Here is a 13,557-nt window from a genome sequence, read left to right on the forward strand (position 1 = left end):
TTTATTATGTTTTTATATCGGTGCCTTTAATTTGATCTTCTTTTTTAATACCTTTTTCCTTCTCTTCTTTATCCTTTTGTTTTTGTCGTTCTTTTCGCAGTTTTTCTTCTTTAATCATTTCTTTTTCGGCTTCACTGCGATGAAAAAGTTCACGGAATTTATTATAACTCATCGTAATAATAAATGCAATTCCGGTTTCGATTACCTGACCTTCAACTGCCACCTGATATTCATTTTTTCGATAGGCACGAAGCATATAACGACCGTCTTTTGTCAACTGATAATCTAAAGCAACGTCGCCTGCAATATTCGTGCTCTGCTCGTTGGCGCGCTCTTGTCCTTCGACTGCAAAACTACTTCCAACAGTAACTTTCAATCGATCATCTAAAAGTTTTTTAGAAACGCCAACATTCAAATCGGTTCTATTTTCCATCGTTCCTGTGGTGTAATCTTCGGTTGATTCCAAATCAAATTCCAACTGAACACCGCTAATCAATTCTCCGGCAAAATCATTTAATTGCTGTGACAAAATCTTACTCACACTTTGTCTCGCCAAAGATTCGGCACTTGTGCCACCACTTTCACTCGCAAACGGATTTTCGCCAATAAATCTATTTAGTAATAAAAGCGCAAAAACTTGTTTGTTCATTTCAGCTGGTTCTTGGCGCAATTGTTCCAGTTTCGTACGAGACAACTCTACAATATTAGAAGAAACTCCATAATTACCCTCCGGAAGTACAATATCAAAAGTGATTTCTGGCTTCAATAATTCGCCATTCATTTTTAGATGTGTTTCAAAAGGTATTTTTTGTTTATAGGTGTTTTTTTCAGCCTGAGTTTTATCGCCTAATTGATTTCCAAGCAAATCTATAGGCGCGGTTTCTACTTTATAAATTGCCGTAATATTCAAACTTGCCATTGTCGGCTCGCCATTCCAGGTAATCGAACTTCCTTTCTGAATATTGAATTTTCTTCGGATCATGTTGAAATTCATTTCATATGCTCCATCTGTGAATTCATATTTACCCGTTAAAGTTGTTTTTCCCGAAGGATCGATTCCGCCTGTTAATTGCGCTTCGCCTTTTAAATTCAGATAATCTCCATTTCCTTTATCGATAATTAAAGTCAATTCTGCTTCTTTATCAATCGAAATATCGACGCTGACATCCATTCCAATTAATTCTGACTGATTTAGTTTTTTCTCCATTTCAGCAGTTTGTCTCAGGTATTGGTTGTCTTCGTCAACAAATTCCACAATTCCTTCTCTATCAGCAATTGAAGGATCTGATTGCGGCAAAACAACCGTAAACTTAGTTTCTTTATTGACTTTGATATTTCCACCAATAACAGGATTTTCAAGCGTTCCTTTTACGTTTAATTTGGTGTCTAAAAACAAATCTCCGTAGAACAAATCATTATCTGGAGCTTTAGAATGAATCGCTCTAAAATCATCCGCCACAATCGTTAAACCGAAGTTGTACTTTTTGAAATCAGGCGACTGAATAGTTCCGTCAACCGATAATTCATTGTCATTTTCGTCGTGAAGCGTAAACTTATCAAAAGTGATTACGCCATTATCAAAAGCGATTTTTTCCTGATCAATTTTGAAATAGGAATTCAGCTGTGTAACTCTAAAAGCCGAATCATTAAAATTAAGTTCACCATTAATTTTAGGCGCATCAGTCGTGCCTTGAATTTTAAAATTTCCTGATAAATAACCTGTTCCTTCAGAAATATTGTCCATGCTGAAACCCTGAATGCTTTTTATATTCAGTTTGTTTATTGCGACATTAAAATCAAAAGTTCCGGCATCAATCACATAATCTCCTGACAGATTTACATCATTTCCTTCATCGCTCAATTGTACATTCGCTGTAAGAATATTAGCTGTTTTGTTATTCACTTTTACTTCTAAATCACCCACTTTATCGCCTTTAAAAGTAAAATCATCAATTTTTAAATCGGATGTAAAAGTGGGTTTTGTCATAACGTTTTCGACAACCGCATTTCCATTAATCAAACCTTGCATGAGCAATTTGTCTTTTTTGACAATGTTCATGATCGTTTCAATTTTGAAATTCACAAAATCAACCTGAATTGGCGCATTATTTTGTGTTCCTTGCGATTGAATTTTCAATTCATTTCCTTCATTTCCAAGGAAAAACTTGTTGATATTAAGCTGATTTTTTTGAAATTCAATTTTATTTTCGGGATCAATTTTCCATTTGTCATAGTTTAAAACGAAGTTTTCAGCATCGATTTTGCAGCTATTTTTAGAATCTTCCGCTTTGAATTCTCCGCCAACAAAATATTGCTGTTTGTCTTTCGCATCTTTTATTTCGAGTGCATAATCCAGAATGTTATTCTCCACTTTTCCGGATAAACTCGTAAACGGAATTTTCAATGAACCGCTTTCAATTGTGGCAACAGAAATAGCATATTCTAAAGCATTTTCTTTGGCTTCAATATTTATTTTTCCATCAGAAATCGTATTATCCGCATAAACAATTCTTGGGATTATTCCTTTTATTTCTAAAGAATCGGTTACATTATTATATTTTCCGGTAATTTTAATGGGCTCTAAACCTGTCAGTTTCGGAATTAATTTAAACAAAATCGGGTCGTTATCAACCGTTAATGTAAAAGCTAATCTTTGTTCATCCGATTCTCCATTTACTTTTGGATTTTTCAGATCAATATATTTCGACAACGATTTTTTTACAGATGCAATTAGTGTCGTCAATTTGTATTTTCCATCAACTTCAGCTTTTAAAAACTGCGACGAAATTTTGATATTATTTCTAGTATTATCTGAAAATGCGATTACACGAACCGAATCTAAAACAGTTGGTTCTTTGTCTTGTAAAATCTGAATGTTCGAAAGAAACACTTTTCCGTTCAAAAAATCTGGATTGCTGTTGGCAATATCGGCATCGACATTTCCGCGAAGTTTCATTGGTCCGGCGTGAAGATTCAGTTTTTCTAAATCGGCTATATCTAAATTCAATTTTAGTTTTATGGCCGGATATTTCTCTTTTGTATTTCCGCTAGCAACCAAATCGAAATTCAAATTTGGATCTTTCATGCCTGATTTTACGGCAAATAATCCATTTTCAATATTTCCTTTTAATGCCAAATCTTTGTATGTATATTTATTAAAAACCGCTTTTTGAACCAATCCGTCCACTACTGCATTTGCGGTTTTTGGGTCTAAACCTGTTCCTTTGACTTTTGCTTTGAGCGTAATTTTTCCGATCGAATCATTTTTGATTAATCTTCCCAAATTAAAATCCAATAAATAAACCGTGGCATCATATTTCTCTCTTTTTTTGACGCGCTGATCAAATAAAGCATCGACTTTTGCATTTCCGAAACTGCTGTTCAAAGCCAGATTTGTTTTGAAATTCTGCACCGAACCTTTGAATTTTCCTCTTAAACTTAACTGTTGCGGAATTTGAATATTGTTCGGAATTGTTCCTTTCGGCACAAATGCATAGATATCTTTTGAAGTGCTCGAAAGTTTTTTGATATTCAAATCGTAATACGCTTTTTGCGCATCAGGCAGGCCTTTTATCTTCCCCGAAAGGGAAACTTTTGTGGTTCCTATTCCGCTCATTTCAAATAACGGAATATCCAAATCTTTCACTTTTCCGCTCAAACCTATGTTGATTGCTAAAACAGCATTTGGATTACTTTTAAACGGATTTGTTTTTTGCAAATAAGGCGCGAACAGTAAAATGTCTTTGAAACCAATTTTTGAATTCTTTATATCAGCTTCAATCGAAAGATTTGCGAGATCTTTTTGAAGCGATTTGAGCGATTTATATTCGACTTTGATTTTATCTTGAAGAAGCGTTTGCGGTGTTTTTAAGTATAAATTATTCAGATACGCATTTTTTGGTCCGTAGAAAAAATCGGTTTTTAAAGCCTGAATATTTAAACCACTTTTTTCAATTACAGCCAAAGATTTTATGTTTCCGGAAATTGTATCATTTCCGTAATATAATTTCTCTGCTTCAAAATTGAATTTATCAAAATCTAAATGACTGTAATCAATTCCTTTTTGAATTGGTTTTGATTGCATATCATCAAACTTGAAAGCAATATTTTCGATATCAACTTTATTTAGCTTTGCTTTCCAGCCAACTTGTTTTATATCTGTTGTATCTAAATCGGGCGCATCAATTTGTTTGTCTTTTGCGCCTAATCTTAAATTTCCGCTTAGATTTTTAAGTTCGAAAGTATCAAAATCTAAAACCTGTTTGTTTAAATCAATTTCGTTGAAAGATAAATTTAGATTTCCGAGTTTTATTCCCGAATCCAATTTTGAATCTTTATTATCGTAAGCAATATCAATTTTTGACAAACTGATTTTTCCGAGTTTTAATTTGAAGTCCGGTCGCTTGGAAATCGTATCGACTGTTTTTACCGAGACCTCAGCAATTTTCTCTACAACATCTTGATTCAAAACCAATTTAAGTCCGTCAAGATCGATATTCGGAATATCGAAATTCATTTTATCCAAATCAAATTCTTTGAATTTTGTATCAAAATGAGTCAGCTTTACGCGAATATCATTTTTAGAGAAATCATCTTTAAAATTGAATTTGATAGTGTCTAAATTGACTTTTACAACTGAAATTTTAAAAGGTTTGCTGTCTGGATCTTCAACTTTTGGTTCTTTTGATTCGAATGCTTTTATGATATAATCGAAGTTGAAAACACCATTTTTATCTCGGGAAATATTAGCAGTCGTATTTTCTAAGGAAACTGAATTGATTTCGAGTTCACTGCTAACCAGTTTAAAAAGATCAACATCGAGTTCTAAACGCTTTCCAGCTAAAAGTGTATCCTTTTTTTGATCTTCAAAATAAAAACCTTCCAGTACTACATCTTTTGGAAATTTGATCGAAATATGATCTAACGAAACTTTAGTTTTTATCTTTTTATGAAGGTAAGAAACCGCTTTGTCCTTAACAAAATTCTGAACTGACGGAACCTGAATTAAAACAATTAAAAGCAATAAAAGCGCAACCACAGAACCCACGCACCAAAGCAGTACACGAAGTGTTTTTTTTAGAAAATGAATTGATTTCTTATTCATACGTCAGCAAAACACGATTAGATTAAAGTTGCAGTTTTATAAGGCCGTAATTATACAGTCTACAAAATTGTGGATTTTAAACCTTAACAATTTACACAATTATCTGCAATTATTCTAAAATTTCACTGTAAAACAGTCAATTTCTTACTTTATACGACGACAAGATTTGGCAAATTAGAAGTTGATTTGTGGTAATTTTTCTCCTAAAAGATTTATTTTTTGCTGAAGTTTTGCTAAAAATTTTTGATGCTGTTCAGATTCTGGATTGAAACTTCTGTGACGCAAACTTTTTTGGATTTCATCAACTTCCTGCATTACCGAAATGCTTTCCTCAGTAATATAATTTTCACTGAAAAGTTTCCAAATGTAATCAATCGCTATTTGGTTTGGATGCAGCATATCTTCGGTATAAAAACGATAATCGCGAAGTTCATCCATCATGATTTCGTACGACGGAAAGTAGTCGAAAGTCGAAAGTCGAAAGTCAAAAGTCTGGTGAAGCGCTGTAAATAAATGCGATTTACTTAATTGATTTTCTATAAATCCGTCTTTTATGTGACGAACTGGCGAGATTGTAAAAATGAAATTTATGTTTGGATTTAATGTCTGAATTAAATCAATTGTATTTTGAATGCTTTTCTGAATGATTTCAGCTGATAATAATTCTTTTGAGAATTGTTTTTGAGGCACTTTATGACAATTGGCTACAATTTCTTCGCTTTCGAGATTTCTGTAAATCCAGGAAGTTCCGTATGTAATGATAATATGCGAAGCTTGCTTTAATTGTTTATTGGCTTCTGTAATTGCTTTATTTAAAGTTTCAAGCAATTCTTGTCGGTCTGAATTACTTAAATCGGAATGCACTTCATAAGAATGCCAGCGCTCGTTATGAAAAAAAACGTCTTTTTCCTGATAAAAGTCCAACTCGCAAACTCTTCGAAATAATTTCTCAATTGAAACTGGATTAAAAATAATTCCAAACGGATTGGTTTCATTCTGAAACTTAAAATAATCAAATTTTTCTGCTATATTTTCTGCAAAACAAGAACCAATTGAAAGTACTTTCGAACTATAATCGATTGGATTTTTACTTTTTGAAATTGGAATTTGGGTTCTGAATTGCATGGAAATTGTTTTCTGTAAATTTCGGTTATTTTTTATAAACAAAAAACCAAATACTTTTGCATTTGGTTTTTTATTGCTTTTAGAATTTTATTAGCTCAATATTTATATTCGATAATTGCATTCATACCCTCCATTCCATATGAAGTTTTTTTAATTGGATACCCTTTACTGTTGTATTCATATTTAAATGAATTAATGTACTCATTGTGAGTATTTCCAAATTGGTCTGAAGAGTAAATTTCCATATTTTTTAAATTATTATTTGCAGAAAGATTTCCTTCCAAATCAAAACTTATTTGACCTAATAATAAATCAAATCCTAAAACATTTTTAAAAGGATTTTCACTACTATCATAATTATAAACACAGGTACGAGTATATATCAATGAATCTGCTTCAGAATTTGATGTTTTTTTTACCAAATTGCCATTACTGAAAAGCAAAACTTCATTCCCAGCGTTTTTTACTTCTTTTCCAGTTACCCTACTCACTTCATATGTTTCTTTAACAATTGTTCCATCTTTTTTATAATTGTATAAGTATTTATATTGCGTTCCATATTCAGTCGTATGAACAACAATTAATTTATCATTTTCATAAGTAAATTTTGTTTCGGAAATTTTCTCTTCTTTTCCCAATTCAGAACTATATTTAATTTCTTTTACAATTTTATCTCCATCATAAAAATATTCGCTTCTTGTAAATTTACGAGTAGCGGTTATAATTTTATTTCCATCATAAACAAAATTTGTGACATCAACATTAGAACTTTTAGAGTATTTAGCAGTCAATGTTTTTGGCAAAATCATATTTTCCTCATTTTTATATTCATCATTTGAACAAGAGAGCAAAACAAAAAAGACACAAAACAAATAAAACAATAGAACTTTTTTCATACTTAAAATACTAGGCAAAATAAAAACCTTATTTATAGATTTAATTATAGAATTAGACCGCAATTAAAAGCGTTTTAATAGCATTGTTTTCCACTAAAAGTTTTTATTCTACTAACATAAGACAAACCTTAATAAAAATATTTTTATAAGTTTTTTATTATTAAAATTACAATAGATTTAAAATTTTTATACCATGAAAAAAATTAATTTATTATTATTTACTTTGATTATCTTACTAATGTCTTGCGAATCTGACGAACAAAAATCTCAAAAAAAAAATCTTGAAAAAGATGAAAACAATACAATATGTACATTCGATTTACTACAGATATCCAATAATACGAAATCAAAACCAAATGCAGCAATTACAAGCTGGAAATGGAAAACTGGACAGACCATTAAAATTAAATTTCTGGATGGCAACACCGAACAACAGGAAAAAGTAAAAAAATTCGCAAATGAATGGACAATTTACGCAAATCTAAAATTTGAATATGTAGATATAAATGAATATGCTGATATTAAAATTGGTTTTAACTTATTTGGACCCAATAACCAAGCTGGAGCATGGTCGAGATTAGGTACCGAAGCAGCTTACACGGGTCAAAACATACAAACAATGCGCTTGGGCCCTCTTGCAGCCGCTAATGAAGATACAAATAAAAGAACCATTTTACACGAATTTGGACATGCTTTAGGTCTATTTCACGAAACAACAAACCCAGCAGCAAATATTCAATGGGATTTTCCAAAAACATATCAATATTATAGTCTTCAGTTTACTAAAGATGAAGTAGATCGCTTCATAATCAATAGAGAAAATACAACTGATTTCAGCGAATATGATCCTCTTTCTATAATGCACTATTATATACCTGCATCTATTACTACAAACGGTCAAGCAGTATATGAACAAAGTACTTTATCACAAATTGATAAAGAATCAATAACTAAATGGTATCCTTACAAATCATTTCTTAAGCCCGGTGAAGTAACAAACCTTACTCTACAAGAAATAAGATCCCCTAACTGTAGATATTCAATCAGATTATTGCCGAATGGTTTTTATTGTTATGATAATTTTAACAATTCAATGGCTTGGGCGAAAACATTATTTAATGGAAGTATCTATAGAAATCCTGTTTACTCATTTCTACCTAATGGAAATTTAATAATAGAAGCAAAAAAAATAGGTGAAACTTCTCCATCTATTGTATGGACTACCAAAATCGGGATTATTGATGATGATATCGAAACCAAACTTAGTTTACAAAATAATGGACGTCTTACAATACTTTGTAGATATGGAGTTCTTTGGGATTCAAAATTAGATTTGTAATTTATACATTAAAAATTGACAAATAATAAAATTAAATATAAACTAAAAAAAGCCAGATTTTATCTGGCTTTTATAATTAAAATTGAATTTATAAAATCCTATAATTAAACTATAAAAAAATTACATTTTAAATAACACAAACTAAGTCCACAAACTAAAACAATTGCTTATTTTTGCATCTTCCACTTTTCTAAAATCATATGAAATTATTATATTCTTATATAATCAGACACAAAATGCTTTTGTTTTTTGCGCTGATTATGGCTTCGATAAACATTTGTTTCAGTTTATCTGACTCAATTATTACAGGTAAATTAATGCAGGATTGCGGTGTTGGTTTACACAAATATGTAGGAAATCCAACCGGTTTTATCAAATCGCTTTCTTTCTGGCTTGGCCTTTCGCTTGGCGCTGCGATGATTTCCAGAATTACTAAAAACTTTCAGGATTATTTCACCAATGTTGTCATTCAGCGAACTGGTGCTCAAATGTATACTGACGGAATTAAAAAATCCTTGGATTTGCCTTATGCCGAGTTTGAAGATCAACGAAGCGGTGAAACATTAAGCAAGCTAACCAAAGTTCGCTCTGATTCTGAAAAACTGATTACACTTTCGATTTCGTTAATCTTTCAAACCATTATCGGATTCATATTCGTAATTGTTTATGTTGCCCGAATTGATTATCGCATTTCAATTATCTTTTTAATTACGGCGCCAATCATTGCTTTGGTAAGTTCTTATTTAGGGAAAAAGATAAAAGTAGTTTCTAAAAAAATTGTAAACCAGACAAATGCTTTAGCCGGATCAACAACCGAAAGTTTACGAAACATTGAACTTGTAAAAAGTCTAGGTTTGACGTATCAAGAAGAAAAACGTCTTAACTTAAATACTTTTAAGATTTTACATCTCGAATTAGAGAAAGTTCGTTATATCAGAAGTTTGAGTTTTATTCAGGGAACAACGGTTCATTTTTTAAGAACTTGTGTCGTGTTTACTTTGTATTATTTCTTGTTTGGAGGTAAAATTATTGTGGGCGATTTATTGACGATGGTATTTTTTACTTTCTTCATTTTTGGTCCGTTGCAAGAACTTGGAAACTTTATTATTGCGGTTAATGAAACGAAGGTTTCTATGGAGAATTTCAGAACATTGTTAAATGCTCCAAAAGAATTTCGTCCTAAAAGTCCAAAACATGTAGGTGCCATTCAATCGCTTTTATTTTCAAATGTGAGTTTCAAACATAAAACTGCAAAATTCAAAGCCGTTGAAAATATCAATTTTGAAATTAAACAGGGGCAAACTGTTGCGTTTGTTGGTCCTTCCGGTTCTGGAAAAACGACTTTAGTAAAATTATTAGTTGGATTATACACGCCTGCAGAAGGTCAGGTTTTTTACAATGATATCGATTCTGCCGAGATTGATCTACTAGATTTAAGAAAGCAGTTAGGTTTTGTAACACAGGACGCTCAATTATTCTCCGGAACAATACGCGAAAATTTATTGTTCGTAAAACCAAATGCAACCGATGAAGATTTATACGACGCCCTAAAAAGAGCGAGCTGTGAAAAACTTCTAAAACGCGCTGAAGATGGTCTAAACACTACAATTGGTGAAGGCGGAATTAAAGTTTCAGGTGGAGAAAAACAACGTTTATCTATTGCGAGAGCGATTTTAAGAAATCCGAATTTATTGATTTTTGATGAAGCAACTTCGGCTTTGGATTCTATTACCGAAGAAGAAATTAACGCTACCATCAGAAATATTTCAGATAAAAACAGAATCACAGTTTTAATCGCACACCGTTTATCGACTGTAATGCACGCTGACAGAATATTTGTCCTTGAACAAGGTAAAATTATCGAGCAAGGTAAACATGAGGATTTGATTGCTGAAAAAGGATTGTATTACGCTATGTGGCGCCAGCAGATTGGGGAGCGTAAATAAGTCGCTAAGATGCTAAAGAATTAAGGTTCTAAGTTTTTTTTATTAAAACAACAATTAGCGCTATTTGTCATTTCGACTGAAAGGAGAAAACACTATCAATACAAAACCCGACAAGTTTTAAAAACCTGTCGGGTTTTATTGTCTTTTATTTTATTTAAACTAGACTAAAGTCCAGCTCTACAATATAGCTTGTTCCTTCGGAACTGTAAAAGAGCCTTGGGCTCGATTTATTTTGTAGGGCCGGACTTCAGTCCGGTTTAACATATGAAATTGTAATCAATAGTAAACCCGACAGGTTTTTAAAATCTGTCGGGTTTATTTTGAATATTATATACTTAGCTTTTTAGGAACTAGTATCTTAGAATCTATTTTACAAAACCCACCGCTTTATCTAAAGCCTCAGCAATTCCGTCAACATTTTTACCTCCAGCAGTTGCGAAGAAAGGTTGTCCTCCTCCTCCACCTTGGATATATTTTCCTAATTCGCGAACTACCTGTCCAGCGTTTAAATTTTTGGCTGCTACAATTTCTTTAGAAATATAACAAGTTAACATTGGTTTTCCTTCGTGAGCCGTAGCGAAAACTACAAATAGATTATTATATGAATTTCCTAATTCGTAAGCTAAATCTTTTGCTCCCTCTGGGTTCAAATCAACTTGTTTTGCTAAAAATTGAACGCCGTTGATTTCTTGTAATTCTTTAGCTAAATCAGCTTTCATATTTTTAGCTTTATCTTTTAATAAAGCTTCCACTTGTTTTTTCAATTGAGCATTTTCATCTTGTAATGCCTGAATCGCTTTTACAGGATCCTGAGCATTTTTAAGCACTTCTTTAATTTCATTAAAAGAAATTGCCTGAGACTCAAAATATTCTTTTGCTGCTTCGCTTGTAATTGCTTCAATTCTTCTAATTCCGGCTGCAACAGCTCCTTCTGAAACAATTTTAAAATGCCAGATATCAGACGTATTTGCAACGTGTGTTCCTCCGCATAATTCGACAGAATCACCAAATTTAATTGTACGAACTAAATCTCCGTATTTTTCTCCAAATAAAGCAATTGCTCCATCTTCAAGTGCCTGATCTTTTGGAATGGCTCTTTTCTCGATTAATGGTAAACTCTCACGGATTCTTGCATTTACAAAATTTTCTACTTCTATTAATTCTTCATCAGAAACTTTAGAGAAATGAGAAAAGTCAAAACGAAGCGACGCATTACGAACCATCGAACCTTTTTGTTCAATATGAGTTCCTAAAATCTTACGCAAAGCTTGGTGCAATAAATGCGTAGCCGAGTGATTTGACGAAGTTTTTGCTCTTTGCACTGCATCAACAACAGCATTAAAAGTTCCAGTAATATTTTCCGGAAGCGATTTTGCTAAATGAACAGTTTGATTATTTTCTTTTTTAGTATCTATAATATAGATAATATCCCCGTTTTGAGCTTCAAGATATCCCTTATCTCCAGTTTGTCCACCGCTCTCTCCATAAAATGGTGTAGCATTGAAAACTAATTGGAAAATTTCTCCATCTTTTACACTTTCTACTCTTCTATATTTCGTAATTTTTACTTGCTGAGATAATCTGTCGTAACCAACAAATTCCTGAATATCATCTTCAACAATTACATTCCAATCACCAGCAGTTACTTTTGATGCTGCACGTGATCTTTCTTTTTGCAATTGTAATTGTTCCTGGAATCCTTTTTCGTCTAATTTCAATCCTTTTTCTGAAAGAATCAAAGCGGTTAAATCGATTGGGAATCCATAAGTATCATACAACTCGAAAGCTTTTTTTCCATCGATTGTGTCTCCTGCATTATTTAAAATTACAGCATCCAAAAGAATTAATCCCTGATCTAATGTTCTCAAGAAAGAGTTTTCTTCTTCACGAATCACATTCGAACAAAGTGCTTTTTGCGTTCTGATTTCTGGGAAAGAATCTCCCATCTGCTCGCTTAAAGTTTCTACCAATTTGAAAATAAATGGCTCTTTTGTTCCTAAGAAAGTAAATCCGTAACGAATAGCACGACGTAAAATTCTACGAATTACATATCCTGCACCCGTGTTAGAAGGCAATTGTCCATCAGCAATAGCAAATGCTACCGCACGAACGTGATCTGCAACTACACGAATAGCAATATTCATTTTATTTTGTTCTTCACTAATGTCTGTTACATCATTAGTTGTATATTTTGCTCCTGTAATGGTTTCGATTTCTCTAATCAATGGCATGAAAACATCTGTGTCATAATTTGATGTTTTTCCTTGTAAAGCCATACACAAACGCTCAAATCCCATTCCTGTATCAACATGTTGTGCAGGAAGTTTTTCCAAAGAACCATCCGCTTTACGGTTGAATTCCATGAATACGTTATTCCAGATTTCAACAACTTGTGGATGATCGTTATTAACTAAACTTTTTCCAGAAACCTGCGCTTTTTCTTCTTCAGAACGTAAATCAACGTGAATTTCAGAACAAGGTCCACATGGTCCCTGATCACCCATTTCCCAGAAATTATCTTTTTTATTTCCAAGAATAATACGATCTTCGTCAATTAATGTTTTCCAGATATCCCAAGCTTCTTGGTCAAACGGAACATTATCTTCTTTGCTTCCTTCAAAAACAGAAACATAAAGATTCTCTTTTGGGATTTTATACACTTCTGTCAATAATTCCCAAGCCCAGTTGATAGCCTCTTTTTTGAAATAATCTCCAAAAGACCAGTTCCCAAGCATCTCAAACATAGTGTGGTGGTACGTATCAATACCCACTTCTTCAAGGTCATTATGTTTTCCTGAAACACGAAGACATTTTTGCGTATCGGCTATTCTTGGACTTTTTGGAGTTCCGTTTCCTAAGAAATATTCCTTAAACTGGGCCATCCCAGAGTTATTGAACATTAGGGTTGGGTCGTCTTTAAGAACAATAGGAGCTGAAGGAACGATAGTATGTCCTTTACTCGCAAAAAAATCTAAAAATTGTTTACGTACGTCTTGTGATTTCATATTTTAATTAGAAAAAATGTGTCTGTTTAATGTGTCAATTTGAAAATTAGATAATTAGCTAATTTATTCATTTGATGATGCGTTAAGTTTTTTATAATGTAATTAAAAAACTTATAATTTAAACAATAAATTGTCTATTTTG

Annotated in this window: 6 protein-coding genes; 2 read left to right on the forward strand and 4 right to left on the reverse strand. The window is 32.4% G+C overall.

Features of this window, described 5'->3' with window-relative positions; translation table 11 throughout:
* Window positions 1–4: 4 nt before the first annotated feature.
* The 3 genes from ACWA1B_RS19750 to ACWA1B_RS19760 form a co-directional block, all read right to left on the reverse strand.
* Complete coding sequence (locus ACWA1B_RS19750; protein WP_456909913.1) at window positions 5–5,104, reverse strand: translocation/assembly module TamB domain-containing protein; 5,100 nt, start codon at window positions 5,102–5,104, stop codon at window positions 5–7.
* A gap of 174 nt (window positions 5,105–5,278) precedes the next feature.
* A complete protein-coding gene (locus tag ACWA1B_RS19755; RefSeq protein ID WP_456909915.1) occupies window positions 5,279–6,229 on the reverse strand; it encodes a GSCFA domain-containing protein in 951 nt (316 codons plus the stop codon).
* Between the two features lie 95 nt (window positions 6,230–6,324).
* Window positions 6,325–7,125, reverse strand: coding sequence for a hypothetical protein (locus ACWA1B_RS19760; protein WP_456909917.1), 801 nt, complete (start codon window positions 7,123–7,125; stop codon window positions 6,325–6,327).
* 193 nt (window positions 7,126–7,318) lie between these two features.
* Here ACWA1B_RS19760 and ACWA1B_RS19765 point away from each other — a divergent pair, with 193 nt between their 5' ends.
* Together ACWA1B_RS19765 and ACWA1B_RS19770 are read left to right on the forward strand one after the other, a co-directional pair.
* A complete protein-coding gene (locus tag ACWA1B_RS19765) occupies window positions 7,319–8,464 on the forward strand; it encodes a M12 family metallopeptidase (protein WP_456909919.1) in 1,146 nt (381 codons plus the stop codon).
* 200 nt (window positions 8,465–8,664) lie between these two features.
* Entirely contained in the window at window positions 8,665–10,410 is a 1,746-nt protein-coding gene (locus ACWA1B_RS19770) for an ABC transporter ATP-binding protein (protein WP_456909921.1), read from the forward strand.
* 365 nt (window positions 10,411–10,775) lie between these two features.
* Here the strand turns inward: ACWA1B_RS19770 and alaS are convergent, their stop codons facing one another.
* The gene (gene alaS / locus ACWA1B_RS19775) at window positions 10,776–13,415 is read right to left on the reverse strand and encodes an alanine--tRNA ligase (protein WP_456909923.1); all 2,640 of its coding nucleotides are present in this window, start codon (window positions 13,413–13,415) and stop codon (window positions 10,776–10,778) included.
* Window positions 13,416–13,557: the final 142 nt, after the last annotated feature.

This window comes from Flavobacterium xizangense (assembly GCF_054075145.1).

Bases quoted from the DNA above. Each gene is read 5' to 3' on its own strand.
- ACWA1B_RS19760 (WP_456909917.1), bottom strand. From the start codon at position 7,125: ATGAAAAAAGTTCTATTGTTTTATTTGTTTTGTGTCTTTTTTGTTTTG.
- ACWA1B_RS19755 (WP_456909915.1), bottom strand. From the start codon at position 6,229: ATGCAATTCAGAACCCAAATTCCAATTTCAAAAAGTAAAAATCCAATC.
- ACWA1B_RS19750 (WP_456909913.1), bottom strand. From the start codon at position 5,104: ATGAATAAGAAATCAATTCATTTTCTAAAAAAAACACTTCGTGTACTG.
- ACWA1B_RS19765 (WP_456909919.1), top strand. From the start codon at position 7,319: ATGAAAAAAATTAATTTATTATTATTTACTTTGATTATCTTACTAATG.
- ACWA1B_RS19770 (WP_456909921.1), top strand. From the start codon at position 8,665: ATGAAATTATTATATTCTTATATAATCAGACACAAAATGCTTTTGTTT.
- alaS (WP_456909923.1), bottom strand. From the start codon at position 13,415: ATGAAATCACAAGACGTACGTAAACAATTTTTAGATTTTTTTGCGAGT.